This is a genomic window from Streptomyces spongiae (assembly GCF_009377185.1).
GTDB lineage: Bacteria > Actinomycetota > Actinomycetes > Streptomycetales > Streptomycetaceae > Streptomyces > Streptomyces spongiae.
On record NZ_VJZC01000192.1, the window covers coordinates 1 to 15966 of the forward strand.

Below are 15966 nucleotides of genomic sequence, written 5' to 3' on the forward strand. Positions count from 1 at the left end.
GCCCAGTTCCTGGTGCCGCGCCAACAACCCCGCCACCCCCTCCTCCGTCAGCGAACCGTGCAGGCGCAGCCGCGAGATCCCCCCGTCGGGATAGATGTCGACGCGCGCATGCGTGGCGACGACCGGCGCGGAGAGGACGAACCGGTGGTTCGTGTCGGGCTGGAGGCGGGTGCGCGGGAGGGCCTCCACCCACTCACCGTCGTCGCCGTTCCGTACCGACACCGACGCCCACCCCGCCGCGTTCCCCTTCAGATACGCCGTGTCGATCTCGATCGCACGGATCTCGGACTGCGCGGCCAGACAGTAACTGATCCAGTCGTGCCCCTGGTCGCGACGCCGCCGCGTTTCCCAGCACTCGTGCATCACCCGCGCCCGCCCCGGCTGGATGGAGTTCGTGGCGGGCGAGTAGAAGAGGTTCGACGCGTCCTCCGCCTGGCCGCCGTTCTCCAGGGCCACGACGTCGAACGTACCGAGGGCCGCTAGCCACGCGGGATCCGGGACGACCTCACCGTGGACCCGCAGGCGCGCGATGCCCCCGTCGGGGTGCTGGTTCAGGCGCAGGTGCGTGAAGCGCTGCTCGACGGACACGGCGAAGCCGTTGGCCGCGTGGCCCCCCACCGGCGTACGGGGGACGAGTGTCGTCCACTTCACGTCGTCCGCCAGGAGCTCCTCCGGGGACGGGGTGCCGGGGAACGAGACGCCCTCCACCGACACCGCCTGCGGGTAGTTGCCGCGGAAGTGGGCCGTGTCGACCACGATGCCCCGGATGACGCCCGGCGCGCCCAGCCGGATCAGCGCCCAGTCGTGGTCCTCGGCCGTCGGCCACGGATGGCCCGCCGACGCGCCGCGGCGCCGCCTCGTCTCCCAGCCGTCCATGATCTTGCCCTTGTGCCCGAAGTGCTCGGGATCGAACTCGGGACGCTCGGGCACGAGGAGGTTCTCTCGCTGGGCGAAGAACTCGTCGTTGGCGGCGACGACTCCGGCACCGAGCCGGCGGTCGGCGAGGTCGGCGTGGTGGGTGAAGGGGAAGTCGGCGGTGCGGTAGTCCGCGTAGGGGTCACCGCCTCCGTAGGGGTTCGCGTCGCCGGTGAAGCTGGGTGTCGCCGTCACTGTGATCAGGTCTGCCTTTCGGAGTCGGCCGCCGCGGGTGCGGAGCGGGGATCAGGAGGGTCGGGTGAGGAGTTGGCCCTTCGGGTCGGTGAACCGGCCGTCCGCGACGATGCGTTCGCCGCGCAGCCAGGTGGACCTGACCACGCCGTACAGGGTCCGGCCGGCGTACGCCGTGACACGGTTGCGGTGCTGGAGGGCCGCGGGGTCGACGGTGAAGGTTTCGTCGGGCGCGAGGACGGCGAAGTCGGCGTCCCGGCCCACCGCGATGGCGCCCTTGCGGTCGTCCAGGCCCACCAGGTGCGCCGTACGCGTCGACATCCAGCGGACCACGTCCTGAAGATCGTGACCCCGCTTCCGTGCCTCGGTCCACACCGCCGACAGGCTGAGCTGGAGGCCGGAGATGCCGCCCCAGGCGGTGGCGAAGTCGCCGGTCTTGAGGTCGGCCGTGGACGGGGAGTGGTCGGTGACCACGCAGTCGATCGTGCCGTCGGCCAGCGCCTGCCAGAGCAGGTCCTGGTTGGCGGCCTCGCGGATGGGCGGGCAGCACTTGAACTCGCTGGCGCCGTCCGGGACTTCCTCGGCCGTCAGGGTCAGGTAGTGCGGGCAGGTCTCCACCGTGACGCGTACGCCGTCGCGCTTGGCCTGGGCGATCAGCGGCAGCGCGTCACTCGACGACAGGTGGAGTACGTGCACACGGGCGTCCCGCCGCCTCGCCTGTGCGAGGAGGGTGGTGATGGCCGTGCCCTCGGCGCCGCGCGGGCGTGAGGCGAGGAAGTCGGCGTATTTCGGACCGCCCAGCTGCGGGGCCGCCGCGAGGTGGTGGGGGTCCTCGGCGTGGACGATCAGCAGTCCGCCGAATCCGGCGATCTCCGCCATCGACCGGTCCAGTTGTTCCTTGTCGAGCTCCGGGAACTCGTCGACGCCCGACGGCGACAGGAACGCCTTGAAGCCGAAGACGCCCGCGTCGTGCAGCGGCCGCAGGTCCTTGACGTTGTCGGGGAGCGCGCCGCCCCAGAAGCCCACGTCGATGTGCGCCTTGGCCGCGGCGACCTCCCGCTTCGCACGGAGGTGGTCGACCGTCGTGGTCGGCGGAAGGGAGTTGAGGGGCATGTCGACGAGGGTGGTGATGCCGCCGGCCGCCGCCGCGCGTGTCGCGGTCCAGAAGCCCTCCCACTCGGTGCGGCCCGGGTCGTTGACGTGCACATGGGTGTCGACGAGTCCGGGCAGCAGGACGTCGTCGCCGAAGTCCTCCAGCCGGGCTCCGGCCGGCACCTCCGTGTCGTACGGCAGCACGGCCGTGATCCTGCCTCCGGCGACCGCGACCGAGGCGGCGCGGGTCCCCTCGGGGGTGATCACGCGCGTCGAACGCAGCACCGACTCCACTTCGTTCCCTCCGTCCTCGGACACCCTGACCCCTCTCTCGCGCCCTCTCACACCAGGGCTTTCAACGATCTGTTGAGGGAGTTTTCACTCCGCCGACAGGAGCGTCAAGAGGTCCTTGGCCCACTGTGCACCCTTCTCTCCTCGCCCTGTACGTTTCCACACAATGGAATTAAGATTCCAGTAGGCAGAAGGTAATTTCTCTGAGCAAGGCGGAACGGAACTCGCGGGTAGGCTGTCGCCCTGCCTGCCAGCCGAAAGGAACGCGCCGTGCCGACGTCGAGCGCCAGCACCTCCGACAAGCCGTCCTCCGCGAATGGTGGCGTCCAGTCCCTCGAGCGTGCCTTCGATCTGCTGGAGCGGATGGCGGATGCCGGCGGCGAGGTGGGGCTCAGCGAGCTCTCCGCGAGCAGCGGGCTGCCACTGCCCACGATCCACCGGCTGATGCGCACGCTGGTGGCCTGCGGCTACGTCCGTCAGCAGCCCAACCGGCGGTACGCGCTCGGCCCCCGTCTGATCCGCCTCGGCGAGTCCGCGTCCCGGCTGCTGGGCACCTGGGCCCGCCCCTACCTCGCCCGGCTGGTCGAAGAGACCGGTGAGACGGCGAACATGGCGCTGCTGGACGGCGACGAGATCGTGTACGTGGCGCAGGTGCCGTCCAAGCACTCGATGCGCATGTTCACCGAGGTGGGGCGGCGGGTGCTGCCGCACTCCACGGGTGTGGGCAAGGCGCTGCTCGCGGGGTTTCCGGACGCGGAGGTGCGGGCGCTTCTTTCCCGTACGGGTATGCCAGCCGCCACGGAGAAGACGATCACCACGGCCGATGGTTTCCTGGCCGCGCTTGAGGACGTACGCCGTCTCGGGTACGCCGTCGACGACAACGAGCAGGAGATCGGGGTTCGTTGTCTGGCCGTCTCCGTGCCCGACTCCCCCACCGCCGCGGCGATCTCCATCTCGGGTCCCGCGGGGCGGGTGACGGACGCGACGACCGAGCGGGTCGTGCCGGTGCTGCAGCAGGTCGCCGTGGAGTTGTCGGAGGCGCTGGCGAGCGCGGGGGCGAGGAAAAACCTCCGCCGATCACCTCCGCGGCGGCTCCCCGAACAGCTCCACCGCGTTCCGTACGTCCGCCAGCCCCCTCGCCAGCGCGCTGACCGAACCGATCGACCCCGCGATCAGCAGCAGAGAGCGACGCAGGCGCGGAATCTCGGGCATCCCGCTGACGGCCATCGCGGCGAGAGCCGCGAGCTCGTCCTCGGCTATCGCCCGGTCGGGGAACTCCACGGGATGCGCGGCGAGTTCACGGCGCAGCCGGGACACGGCGGACTTCAGTTCCGCCACTCTCGGGTCGTCGTCGCTGCCGGTCACTGGCCTCTGCCCCAAGCTCCGCAACACAGCTCTCCCCCCTCGCACGCCGTTGTGCGCGAGTACGTCCTCGTACGGCCCAGCGCTCCCCGGCGTTGGTCAGTCGCCCGGAGATGCGGGCCAGTAAACGCCACCGCACACCGTGGGCGCCACCATGCGGACGGAAATTCAGCCCTTGGACATCGGACCGCTCACAGGGGTTTCGGGGCGCGCGGGGGCCGTGTCGGGTATGCAGGGGGCATGACGGATGCCCAACACCACGTCGCCGGGCTGCTGCTGGCCGCGGGCGGCGGACGACGCCTCGGGGGCCGCCCCAAGGCACTCCTGCCCCACCGGGGGCACCCTCTCGTCGAACACGCGGCCGGAGTGCTGCGCGCGGGCGGCTGCTCCCGGATCCATGTGGTGCTCGGCGCCGAGGCGGACACGGTGCGCGAGCGCGCCGCGCTGCCCGGCTGCACGCTTGTCGACAACCCGGAGTGGGAACAGGGCATGGGGTCCTCACTGCGGGCGGGACTGGAGTCACTGGCCGGTACGGACACCAAGGCCGTGCTGGTCTCCCTGGTCGACCAGCCGGGGATCGGACCGGCGGCGGTGGCCCGCGTGCTCGCCGCGTACGGGTCGGAGAGGTCGCTCGCGGCGGCCGCGTACGACGGGGAGAGGGGGCACCCCGTGCTCTTCGGCGCCGCCCACTGGGAGGGCATCGCCGCGACCGCGACCGGGGACCGAGGCGCACGCGCCTATCTGAAGACCCACAACGACGAGGTGGTTCTCGTCGAGTGCGCGGACGTGGCGCGGCCGTACGACATCGACACGGAGAGCGACCTGGTCCACCTTGAGTGAGCGGGGTGGCACGGAGCGCCACGACCCCTCGATCTGGAGCATCTCGACGTCAACAGATAATTGAACTTCCACCATGAGGAAACTAGTATCCACTGACCAGAAGCACCTGACCCGCCGGCCAGGCGTCGTCAGCCGCATCCGATGCCCCTGGCACCCGGTGCCGCGGAGTACTCACGTCAGCTCGCTGAAGGAAGTGACAGGTCATGTCCGCACCAGCGCCGTCCTCGCTGGCCATCGTCGACGCCGAGCCCCTGCCCCGGCAGGAGGAGGTCCTCACCGACGCGGCCCTCGCCTTCGTGGCCGAGCTGCACCGGCTGTTCACGCCCCGGCGTGACGAGCTCCTCGCCCGCCGTGGGGAGCGCCGCGCCGAGATCGCCCGCACCTCCACGCTCGACTTCCTCCCGGAGACCGCCGCGATCCGCGCGGACGACTCGTGGAAGGTGGCCCCCTCGCCGGACGCCCTGAACGACCGCCGCGTCGAGATCACCGGCCCCACCGACCGCAAGATGACCATCAACGCCCTCAACTCGGGTGCGAAGGTGTGGCTCGCGGACTTCGAGGACGCCTCGGCCCCGACGTGGGAGAACGTGGTCCTCGGCCAGGTGAACATGGCCGACGCGTACACCCGGAACATCGACTTCACGGACGAGCGCACCGGCAAGTCGTACGCCCTGCGGCCGGGCGAGGAGCTGGCGACGGTCGTCATGCGCCCGCGCGGCTGGCACCTCGACGAGCGCCACCTCGTCGACGCCGACGGCACCCCGGTCCCCGGCGCGCTCGTCGACTTCGGCCTGTACTTCTTCCACAACGCCCAGCGCCTGCTGGACCTCGGCAAGGGCCCGTACTTCTACCTCCCGAAGACGGAGTCGTACCTGGAGGCCCGCCTCTGGAACGACGTGTTCGTCTTCGCGCAGGACTACGTGGGCATCCCGCAGGGCACCGTCCGCGCCACCGTCCTCATCGAGACGATCACGGCCGCGTACGAGATGGAGGAGATCCTCTACGAACTCCGCGACCACGCCTCCGGGTTGAACGCCGGCCGCTGGGACTACCTGTTCTCCATCGTCAAGAACTTCCGTGACGGCGGAGCGAAGTTCGTCCTCCCGGACCGCAACGCGGTGACGATGACGGCCCCGTTCATGCGGGCGTACACCGAACTCCTCGTCCGCACCTGCCACAAGCGCGGCGCCCACGCGATCGGCGGCATGGCGGCGTTCATCCCGTCCCGCCGGGACGCCGAGGTCAACAAGGTCGCCTTCGAGAAGGTGCGCGCCGACAAGGACCGCGAGGCGAACGACGGCTTCGACGGCTCCTGGGTCGCCCACCCCGACCTGGTCCCGATCGCCATGGAGTCCTTCGACCGGGTCCTCGGCGACAGGCCGAACCAGAAGGACCGCCTCCGCGAGGACGTCGACGTGAAGGCGGCCGACCTGATCGCCGTCGACTCGCTGGACGCGAAGCCGACGTACGCGGGTCTGGTCAACGCCGTCCAGGTCGGCATCCGCTACATCGAGGCCTGGCTGCGCGGCCTCGGGGCCGTCGCGATCTTCAACCTGATGGAGGACGCGGCCACCGCCGAGATCTCCCGCTCCCAGATCTGGCAGTGGATCAACGCAGGCGTCGAGTTCGAGCACGACGGAGAATCCGTGAAGGCCACGCCGGAGCTGGCCCGCAAGGTCGCCGCCGAGGAACTCGAGAACCTCAAGGCCGAACTCGGCGAGGAGGCCTTCGCCGCCGGTAACTGGCAGCAGGCCCACGACCTGCTGCTGAAGGTCTCCCTCGACGAGGACTACGCGGCCTTCCTGACGCTGCCGGCGTACGAGCAGCTCAAGGGCTGAGTCAGTCCGCGCTCGCCGTTCGCTCCGAGTGGCCCAGGGACTTTCCCGGGGCCACTCGGTCGCGTACGGCCTTCTTCACGGCCGTCGGCTCGGGGAAGCCCTGTTCCCGGCGGTCCCAGACCACCTCGTCGTTGACGCGCACGACAAAGACTCCGCCCGTGCCGGGCTTCAGGGACAGGTCTGCCAGCTCGGCCTCGAAGGTCGTGAGCAGCTCCTGCGCCAGCCAGGCGGCGCGCGGGAGCCAGCGGCACTGTGTGCAGTACTCGATCTGGACGTGCTGGGGCGCCGTCGTCGTGTCCGTCGTCGTGTCCGTCATCCGAAGTGCACCGACCCATCCTGTTCCGCCGCCGGCTTGCCGTGCAGGTCGGGGACCTGCTTGAGCCAGTCCGGGCGGCCTCGCTGTGTCTTCGCCGCGCGGAGGACGTTCTCGGCGGCCAGTTCCTCGCGGCTGGGGAAGTCCGTGGGCAGCCAGGTCGCGGACGCCTTCACGCGCGCGGAGAGGTAGTCCACGTACGCGGCGCGGACCTCGTCGGGCGTCGCGAAGCCGGGGTCGTCGGCCAGCCAGGCGTCGGGGACCTCCGCCGTCACCTCGCGCAGCAGCTCGTCGGTCACGCGGGGCGCGAGCTCGGCGTCGGCCGCGCGGGTGTCGGGGGCGTAGTGGCCCAGCGCGTGGTGGCGGAAGTCATAGGTCTTGTCGGGCGCCGACGTGTTCCAGCGGTGGTGGAAGACGAGGGCGGCACCGTGGTCGATGAGCCACAGGCGTGGGGGCGCGATGCCGAACGTGGGCCAGACCATGAGGTTCGAGCTGTGGGTCGTGCGGTCCACGTTGGCGGTGAGGGCGTCCAGCCAGATGATCCGGCCGGCCTCCAGCGGGTCGACCGGGAACGTCTTGGAGACCTCCGGGGTGAAGTCCTTGGCGCCCGGCAGGTAGTCCATGCCGAGGTTGAGACCCGTGCTGGCGTTCAGCAGGTCCCTCACCTCCTGGTGGGGCTCGTGCGCGGCGATCTCCGGGTCGAAGTGCACGAGGACCAGCTCGGGGAAGCGCAGGCCGAGGGCCCGTGCCAGCTCACCGACGATCACCTCGGCGACCAGCGCCTTGCGGCCCTGCGCGGAGCCGGTGAACTTCACGACATAGGTCCCCAGGTCGTCGGCCTCGACGACTCCGGGGACGGAGCCGCCCGTCCGCAGGGGGGTCACGTATCGAACGCCGGTCACTTCGCGCAGCACACCGGCCACTGTAAAACACCCATTTCGCCGAACCCACCGGTATGGACGATGAGCGGGAAACGCTGATAACGGGTGCGGTCATCGGAGGGGGCGGGACGGCGCTCCTGCTCGTCTGTGGGCTCATCTGGGGATTTCCGTGGCATGCGATGCTGCTCGTCGTCGCTTTCACGGTCGTGCTCGGGTTCGCGATCGCCGCCATGTCGCTGGCCGACGTACGGCGCGACGCGGAGCGGCGGGCGAGGAGCCTCCGCGGCGATCTGCCGGCCGTGGTTCACCGGGACGGCGTCGAGGCGGGCATCGTCTGCTCCACGGACGGCGACGCCGAGGGGGAGATACGCCGGCTGGGCCTACCGCAGGACGTGGAATCGGTGCGTGGGCTCCTCGGCCGGACCACTTGGAGGCCTGTGCCGTTCGTCGTGGAACAGGCGTTCGCCGAACCCACCGGCATTCACGCGCCGCGGAGGGGGTTGCGCAGGGGCAGGTAGCGGGCGTCCGCGCCGTCCGCCCCCGTCCAGCGCAGCAGCAGGTTCGTCTTGCCGGGGAGGGCGGGCGAGGCGAGCAGACCGGCGATCTCGGGGATCCTCCGGTGACGGGCCAGCTCGCGGCGTGCGGCGGGCCAGAGGTGGACGGACGGGTGGCGTTCAGCGACCGCTTCCGCGATCTCCAGCAGGTTGTTGACCACCAGGCAGTACACCAGGCGCTCCCAGCCCGCCGCGCGCGTGACGTCCGGTACGAGCTTCACGCCCTCCGCGTCACGGAACAGGGCCTGGGCGGGTGTGCCGTCGGTGTCGACGGCGATCACGGTGTTCTGGAGGTGGGCTTCGAGGACGACGCCGTGGTCGTGGAAGGCGCCCAGGGCCGGGGGTACGACGGCGCGCAGGTACGCCTCCCACCAGGCGCCCGGGTCGGTGGTCCGGTCGAGCGGGTTGCCGTCGAAGTCCTCGGTGAGGGCGGCAGCGAGGAGCGGTGTCGCACCGGGGGCGAGGTGAGCGCCCAGGCCGTCGCGGACGAGGACGGCGAGTTCCTCGAAGGCGAAGTCGGCGGTGCGGTAGCCGCGGTCGCTCAGCCAGCCGCCCGGCAGTTCGGCGAACGCCGTGGCAGCCGCCCTGTCCGTACGGCGCAGCTTCAGCAGGTCGTGGCGCCACAGCCGGCGCACGTCGTTGGTGATGCGCACGTCCAGGCTGAACTTGAGGAAGTGGTCGGCCTCGGGGGCGTACACCGTGCGGATCGCCGCCGTGGGCGCGACCCGGCCGGGTGTGCGCCCCAGCCGGACGAGTCGGCCGTCCGCGAAGGCGGGCGCCAACTCCCGTGCGACGAGGTCGAGTTGCCAGGGGTGGGCGGGCAGCAGGCGGTAACCGGACGGCGCGGCCCCGTAGCTGTCCAGGGCCGTGGTGTCCCCCTCCTCCACGACCGTGTCCTCGCGCACGCCCAGCAGCGTCAGCGGGAAGGCGGCGTACGCCTCGGGCGCGTACGGCAGCCAGGCCGCGACCGGGCCGCCGCCGCGGGCCTTGGGTGCGGGGTGGTGGGGGTGCCCGGTGACGAGGGACTGTTCGGAGCGCAGGTACGGGTCCGTGGGAGCCGTGGCGTGGGCGCGGGCCGTGAGGAGGGCGGCCACCGCGCCCCGGCTGTCGAGCATCTCGGCGGGCAGCTCGGAGTTGGACAGGCCGGTGTGGCGGCAAAGTTCCTCGGCAGTGAGCTTGACCAGTTCGGCGTGGGTGAGGGGGTGCCAGGCGCCGTCGGCGTGCACCTCGGGGCCTGTGGGACGGCGACTGCCGCGCACCCGCAGCAGGCGGCCACTGGCCCGCAGCCGGTACACGTTCGGCTCGACGCGCTCGCCCACCTCCCGCAACAGACAGTTGAGCAGCGGCGCGGCGGCGTACGCGTCCGCCGCCGTGGCGACGTCGTCCCTGGGATCCTTGGCGTCCACGGCGTCCATTCGTTCCCTACGGTGCTCTGGTGATCAGTATGTAGGTCTGTACGTGGGTCTGTGTACGCGGGCGCGAAGCCGTCCCGGTCGTCGTCGTCCGCCGCCCCCGCACCGTTTCCGTACCCGAGGAGCCCGCCCGTGCACCGTCTTCCCTCGCCCGAGGCCGAGGCCGCGCTCGCCGACGAACTCGCCGTCGTACGGCCCGACCTCGCGTCGCCGTACGCGGACGCGCTCCCCGGCGCCCGCGCGGCCGTCCTGACGCGGCTGTGGCGCGCGCTCGTGCACGAGCCGCTGCCGTGGATAGCCCGCCAGGAGCCCGGACGCGACGGCCTCACGCTGCACCTGACCGACGGACGCCGGCTGCACGGCCCGTACGCGGACCCGTACGCGACCGACGCGTACGCCACCGAGGTCCGGCTCGACGGCAGGCCGTACGACCGGCCGGCACGGCTGACAAAGGACCTGACCCTCCCCCACGGTCCGGCCTTCGCGGCTGAACTCGACCACAGTGTCGCCTCGTTGGCACTGTCCCGCGCGAACCAGCCGCCCGACGCACCCGAACCGGTGGAGAGCCGGGAGTGGGAGCAGCGGGTCGTCGACGGGCACCCCTTCCACCCCAACTGCCGTTCCCGGCCCGGCTTTTCGGCGGCGGAACAGCTCGCGTTCTCGCCGGAGCACCGGCCGGTCGTACCGCTCGGGCTGGCGGAGGCGGACGACTGTCTCGTCGTGGGCGACTGGCCGGAGCGGTTCCGTGCGGGAGGGCGGGTGCTGATTCCGGTGCACCCCTGGCAGGCCGACCACGTACTCAAGTGCCCTGTGCGGGACGGCGTTCCGGCGCATCCGCTGATGTCGCTGCGGACCCTCGCGCTCCCCGACGGCGGCCCGCACGTCAAGACCGCGCTGAGCGCCCGGCTGACCTCCTCCGTGCGGGACATCTCGGTCTACTCGATCGAGACGTCGGCCACGGTCTCGGCCTTCATGGCGGGCATCTCCGCCCGCACGGACGGTCTGCTGCACGTCACCCGTACCCTCGGCGCGGTCACCAGCGGCTCCCCGGACCTGGCGGCGGTCGTACGCGAGTCGCCGGAGGTGTACGTGGACGCGGGCAGCGGTGAGCGGGTCGTCCCGGTGGCGGCCCTGGCGACGACCGCCCTGCCGCAGTCCCCCTCCTGGCTGGCCGACTTCACGCGTCTCGCCCTCACGGTCTGCCTCCGGCTGCTCGACCTGGGCGTGGCCCTGGAGGCGCACGGCCAGAACCTGCTCGTGGTGCTGTCCCCGACGGGCGCTCCACTCCGGCTCGTCTACCGCGACCTGGCCGACATCCGGGTCAGTCCCGCGCGTCTGGCCCACCACGGCATCGCGCCCCCGGAGCTGACCGGCCGAATCGTCACGGACGACGTGACCGCGCTACGACGCAAGCTGTTCGGGTCGCTGGTGGCGGGGGGACTGGCGGCCGTGGCGGGGTCGGGCGGTGCCTTGCGGACGGCACTCGAGGCGGCGACACCACACCTCACACGCACCCCGGATCTCGTCGCCCTGCTCGAAGAGCCCCTGCCCACGAAGGCGTTGACGCTGATGAGGCTGTCCCCCGACCGCCCCGGGGACATCTGGGCCGCCCTCGACAACCCCCTGCGCACCGCTCCCGAGCCTCACTGACCCCTGGAACGGCCGTGTGCGCCCTGTGCGCGGTCATGTGCGCCCCCTGAATGCGCCCCGGACCGTGGGAAATTCGGTCCCTCAGCCTCCGTCGGCGGTGTACCTCTATGGATCCGAGGCGGAACAAGCATCCTGGAGACACATGAGCGACGTCGACGACATCGACGACCTGATGACGCCCATCCGCCCGGATCAACTGGACCCCGGGGCAGTGATCGCGCAGTCACTGGACAACCAGTGGGTGCCGGGTCGGCTCGCGAAGAAGATGATCGACCGCGGCAGGTCTCTGGACGAAGTCGGGGAACAGCGGCGCAAGGAGGTACGGGCCGAGTACTTCCGCAGCCTCATCAACGCCAGCCAGGTCGTGATCAACCGCGCGTACTTCTACAACAACGACGCGATCAGTTGCGATCTGACCGAAGGCGACGAGTCCCGCACGGCGCACCAGCGGCTGCTCGCCTCGGGGGCCCTCGTGCCGTTCCTGCTCAACGAACGGCACCCCGCCGAGGAGCCGCCCGCCTATCTGGACACGCGGCGCGACGGCTTCACCGCCTGGCAGGACACCCTGGACACCATGCGGTCCGGGGACCGGGTGCGGTGCGTACGCATGTCGTGGGACGACCCCGAGAACGACCGGGCGAACAAGGAGCACACTCGGACCCGGCTGTTCCAGCCGTTCACGGAGAAGGTCCAGGGGCTGACGGCCAAGGACACCGAGATCCTCGCCGCCCAGGTCGGCGTGGCGCCGGAAGACACGGACCGGTTCCGAAGACGGCTCGGCGAGGTCGTCGGCTTCAGCAACGACCTCAGCGTCCGCAGAGAGCCCGTCGTGCGGAACGTCCTGTACAAAGAGTTCGTGTCCACGCCGGGGACCAGCGTCGCGGAGGGCCGTTACGACAGGAACAAGCCCTTCGCCGCCGAGATAAAGCAGCTCCTGGACCTCATCTACAACGTCAACCTCGCGGACTCGCTCGACCGTTACCCCCTCACCCCGGCCGGCAGCCTCCGGCGCGTCGCGCTGCAGGAGGCGCGCGAGGCACGCGTCACCCATGGTTTCGTCGAGGACCCGGAGCAGTTACTCACCTTCCTGCGGCGGCAGGCGTTCGCCGCCGTCCAGGACCAGTTGACGCCGTCGGCGGTGAGCGCGCTGACGCTGCCGGACATCTGGCAGCTGCGGCAGAGCACCGTCTGGAAGGACTACGTCGACGCCTTCGGCGCCCTGACCGCCGAACCCGGCGCCTTCCACGACTCCGTCGGCCGGGTCTTCGACCGTTACGTCCGGCTCAACTCGGAGATCCTCAAGCTCGCCACGGAGCGCAGACAGGCCACGCCGAAGAAGTGGCGTCCCGTCGTCGAGGTGGTCGTCACCCTGGGCGCCGCCGTGTTCACGACGATCAGTGGTGAGGGAATGTGGCAGGTGACCGGCGCCCTGGCCCCGCTCGCGGTGTCGGGGTCGGTGGGCGGCTCGGTCCAGCTGATCCTGCGCAACCGGCTGGAGGGGCGGCAGGAACAGCGGTTCGCCCGCGAGATCGCCTCCGTGCGGCTGGCGAGCGAACGAGAATGGTCCCAGTTCCACGACCTGGTCAGGAGGCTGCCGGGCTACCAGGAGACGACGGGCGCCGCGGCCGGCGCCACCGCCTCAACGACCACCCAGGACAACGACGAGCTGCTGGAGTACTAGTGCACGTTCCGCGAGGCCCCAGGTGAACGCGTACGAGGCGCTGCGCCGAAGCCGGCCCGAATGGTTCCGCGACGACCCCGACGGCATCGAGATCATCACCGACCCCACCCTCGTCCGGCAGGTCCGTCGGCGGGCGAGAGCGGGGGCGGCATGGCGGGCGGCGGGCCTCGACGGGCTGGGCTCGTGGTGGGAACGGCTGCGGGCGGCACTGCGGCCGGTGCCGATCGGCGTGGTCTCCGCCGACCGCTACCTCGTGCACCTGCGTGATCCGGTGCGCTTCCCCGGCGGCCGGACGGGCCTCTACAACCGTCTGCTGCCGCCGCCTTCGTCGACCCCCGGTGTGGTGGTCCTGCCGCTGCTCGGCCCCGACGGAGGCGTCGTACTGATCGAGCACCACCGGCACGCCACCCGGAGCCGGCACTGGGAGGTTCCTCGCGGCTTCGGCGAAGCGGGGGCCTCGGGGGAGGAGAACGTCTCCCGGGAGCTCGGCGAGGAACTGGGCACGAGCCCAACGGAGGTGATCCCCCTCGGTGAGGTCCACCCCGACACCGGGCTCCTGGCGCACCAGGTGAAGCTGTACGCCGTGCGCGTGGACCGCCTCGGCGCCCTGGAGAAGGCCGAGGGGATCAGTCAGGCGATCACCGTGTCGCCTGCCGAGGCGGAGGACATGGTGCGCACCGGGCAGATCACCGACGGCTTCACCATCGCGGCGCTCTACCGGGCCCGCCTCGCGGGCCTGTTCGACGAGGGAGGTGGCGGGACATGACGGGGCCCGTGCGGCGAGACCGCGGGCTCACACCGCTTTGACGCACCGCTTCACGCACCGTCTTGATGCACCGCTTCACGCACCGTCTTGCTGCACCGTTTTGTTGCACGCGCACTTTGATCAATAAGATCCGCCGATGATCACAAGACAACGGCTGGCGGCGGGCGTCTGTGCCCTGCTCGCCGCCCTGGCGGCCGGGGTCGCCGTCCCGTCCACGGCTCTGGCCGACGAGACGGCGGTAGCGGACGCACCCAAGGTCGACCTCGTGCTCGACGTCAGCGGTTCGATGCGGGCACGGGACATCGACGGCGGCTCGCGGATGGCCGCGGCGAAGCAGGCGTTCAACGAGGTGCTGGACGCGACCCCGGAGGACGTTCAGCTCGGCATCCGCACCCTGGGCGCCGACTACCCCGGCGACGACCGGAAGACGGGCTGCAAGGACACCGCGCAGCTCTATCCGGTCGGCCCGCTCGACCGCACCGAGGCCAAGACCGCCGTCGCTACGCTCGCGCCCACCGGCTGGACCCCGATCGGTCCCGCGCTGCTCAAGGCGGCCGAGGACCTGGAGGGCGGCGACGGCTCCAAGCGCATCGTGCTGATCAGCGACGGCGAGGACACCTGCGCCCCGCTCGACCCGTGCGAGGTGGCCCGCGAGATCGCGGCGAAGGGCATCGGCCTCACCATCGACACGCTCGGCCTGGTGCCGAACGCCAAGATGCGCGTCCAGCTCAGCTGTATCGCCGAGGCGACCGGCGGGACGTACACCTCAGTGGAGCACACGGACGAACTCACCGACCGTGTCAACCAGTTGGTGGACCGCGCCGCCGACCCCGTGGTCGTGCCGAAGGACGTGACGGGGGCCGACGCGTGCGCCAAGTCGCCCACGCTGAAGTCCGGTCTCTACACGGACCGCGAGGAGTTCGGGAAGCAGCGCTGGTACCGCGTGGACGTCCTGCCCGGCCAGGAGTTGCGTGCCTCGGTGAGCGTCGTGGCGGACCGGCGCGTCGACCCGTCGTACGGGCTGCTGCTGCGTGCGGTGACCGTGCGCGGGCGGGAGATCGTGCGCGGCGAGGCGGCGGGCAACGGCCGGACCGACGTGATCTCGACGGGCCTGCGCTATCCGAAGGCCGAACTGGACGACGACGAGGAGGACGGCGTCAAGCCCGCGGCCGAGACCGTGTGTCTGCAGGTCACGCACTCGTTCTCAGCGGCCTCCGGGGTGAAGACCACGCCGGGTCTGCCGCTGGAGCTGACCGTCGACGTCGTGGACGGGCCGGACACGGCGAGCGATGTCGCCTCCTTCGGTCTCGGGCGCGGCTGGTGGCTGCTCGGCGTGCTGATCCTCACCGGCTTCCTCGCCGGTCTCGTCTGGGGCTGGCTGTCGCGCTGGCGGGTCGCGGTCTGGAGGACCAACTGATGCGCATCACACGTGTGCTGAGCGCCGGGGCGCTCCTGTTCGGGCTGGCGGTCTCCCCCGCGGTCGCCGACTCCTCGCCGTCGCCGAGCGCGTCCGAGGACAGCGGGGCGCCGACCGAGGCGGGCACCTCGTTCCGTACGGCGACCGAGATCGAGCAGGGGCAGACGGCGACCGCGAGCGGCTCGGCGGGCGACTACCTGTACTGGTCGTTCCCCGCGGACGCCGGCCAGCGCCCCACCGTCAAGGCGACGGTGAAGCTGCCGGACACGCACGCCGCCGAGACCTGGCAGATCGACGTGTACGACGGGCTGCGGCGCCGTCAGGCCTGTCAGTACGGAGCCCAGACGCGGACCGCCGCGGCTGACGCGGCCTCGGTCGAACTGACCTGCGTGCCGCGCACGGTGCGGGCGTGGTCGGAGCAGTGGGCCAACGACCCGCTGCCGGGGACGTACTACGTCCGGCTGACGGTCACGGATCTGGGGACGGCCGACCTGGGTCTGCCGGTGAACGCGGAGATACGGGTCGACGCGAAGGATGTCGGCGGATCGGCGGCGGTGGACGGCTCCCTGGCCGAGCCGCTGGTGCCGGGGATCGCCGTGACCGGGGAGAGTGAGGGGGACGAGAAGTCGGATACGGCCGTGCTGTCCTCGCTCGAACCCGACGACGGGTGGGCCTCCGGCTGGTGGTCCGACCGGTGGGTGTGGACCGCGGTCGGTGGGGTTCTGGCCGCCCTGGCGGGGGTTGGCGGGTACCGGTTGACTC

Annotated in this window: 13 protein-coding genes and 2 pseudogenes; 9 read left to right on the forward strand and 6 right to left on the reverse strand. The window is 71.2% G+C overall.

The annotated features are described in order from the left end of the window. Window positions 1-1110, reverse strand: a 1110-nt coding sequence (gene alc / locus FNH08_RS24305; RefSeq protein ID WP_322725252.1) for an allantoicase, incomplete at its 3' end; no start/stop codon positions are given. Between the two features lie 51 nt (window positions 1111-1161). Continuing rightward, the gene (gene allB, locus FNH08_RS24310; RefSeq protein WP_322725253.1) at window positions 1162-2517 is read right to left on the reverse strand and encodes an allantoinase AllB; all 1356 of its coding nucleotides are present in this window, start codon (window positions 2515-2517) and stop codon (window positions 1162-1164) included. Window positions 2518-2760: 243 nt separating this feature from the next. Here allB and FNH08_RS24315 point away from each other — a divergent pair. After that, window positions 2761-3543 (forward strand): annotated as a pseudogene (locus tag FNH08_RS24315) (IclR family transcriptional regulator); the annotation flags it as partial. A gap of 24 nt (window positions 3544-3567) precedes the next feature. Here the strand turns inward: FNH08_RS24315 and FNH08_RS52175 are convergent. Further along, window positions 3568-3882 carry a DUF5955 family protein gene (locus tag FNH08_RS52175; protein WP_322725261.1) on the reverse strand — a complete coding sequence of 105 codons (315 nt, stop codon included), beginning with the start codon at window positions 3880-3882 and terminating at the stop codon, window positions 3568-3570. Window positions 3883-4131: 249 nt separating this feature from the next. Between FNH08_RS52175 and FNH08_RS52180 the strand changes: the two are divergent. Next, window positions 4132-4692 (forward strand): annotated as a pseudogene (locus FNH08_RS52180) (nucleotidyltransferase family protein); the annotation flags it as partial. Between the two features lie 203 nt (window positions 4693-4895). Beyond that, complete coding sequence (aceB, locus tag FNH08_RS24330) at window positions 4896-6530, forward strand: malate synthase A (protein ID WP_152773671.1); 1635 nt, start codon at window positions 4896-4898, stop codon at window positions 6528-6530. 1 nt (window position 6531) lies between these two features. Here the strand turns inward: aceB and FNH08_RS24335 are convergent, their stop codons facing one another. Continuing rightward, on the reverse strand, window positions 6532-6846 hold the full coding sequence (locus FNH08_RS24335) for a SelT/SelW/SelH family protein (protein WP_152773672.1): 315 nt from the start codon (window positions 6844-6846) through the stop codon (window positions 6532-6534). Then, window positions 6843-7757, reverse strand: a complete 915-nt coding sequence (locus FNH08_RS24340) for a HipA family kinase (protein WP_322725255.1) — start codon at window positions 7755-7757, stop codon at window positions 6843-6845. Before FNH08_RS24340 ends, FNH08_RS24335 begins: the two co-directional genes overlap by 4 nt. 41 nt (window positions 7758-7798) lie before the next feature. Here FNH08_RS24340 and FNH08_RS24345 point away from each other — a divergent pair, with 41 nt between their 5' ends. Next, entirely contained in the window at window positions 7799-8242 is a 444-nt protein-coding gene (locus FNH08_RS24345) for a hypothetical protein (protein ID WP_152773673.1), read from the forward strand. Here the strand turns inward: FNH08_RS24345 and FNH08_RS24350 are convergent. After that, window positions 8206-9693 carry an IucA/IucC family protein gene (locus FNH08_RS24350; RefSeq protein WP_152773674.1) on the reverse strand — a complete coding sequence of 496 codons (1488 nt, stop codon included), beginning with the start codon at window positions 9691-9693 and terminating at the stop codon, window positions 8206-8208. The genes FNH08_RS24345 and FNH08_RS24350 overlap by 37 nt on opposite strands. A gap of 129 nt (window positions 9694-9822) precedes the next feature. Between FNH08_RS24350 and FNH08_RS24355 the strand changes: the two genes are divergently transcribed. The 5 genes from FNH08_RS24355 to FNH08_RS24375 all read left to right on the forward strand — a co-directional run. Next, window positions 9823-11340, forward strand: a complete 1518-nt coding sequence (locus FNH08_RS24355) for an IucA/IucC family protein (protein WP_322725257.1) — start codon at window positions 9823-9825, stop codon at window positions 11338-11340. 142 nt (window positions 11341-11482) lie between these two features. Continuing rightward, window positions 11483-13021, forward strand: a complete 1539-nt coding sequence (locus tag FNH08_RS24360) for a hypothetical protein (RefSeq protein ID WP_152773675.1) — start codon at window positions 11483-11485, stop codon at window positions 13019-13021. A gap of 22 nt (window positions 13022-13043) precedes the next feature. Continuing rightward, window positions 13044-13787, forward strand: a complete 744-nt coding sequence (locus FNH08_RS24365) for an NUDIX hydrolase (RefSeq protein WP_322725259.1) — start codon at window positions 13044-13046, stop codon at window positions 13785-13787. A 136-nt stretch (window positions 13788-13923) separates the two neighbouring features. Further along, window positions 13924-15204, forward strand: a complete 1281-nt coding sequence (locus tag FNH08_RS24370; protein ID WP_152773676.1) for a VWA domain-containing protein — start codon at window positions 13924-13926, stop codon at window positions 15202-15204. After that, a partial coding sequence (locus tag FNH08_RS24375) for a hypothetical protein (RefSeq protein ID WP_152773677.1) occupies window positions 15204-15966 on the forward strand: 763 nt, incomplete at its 3' end. The genes FNH08_RS24370 and FNH08_RS24375, both read left to right, overlap by 1 nt.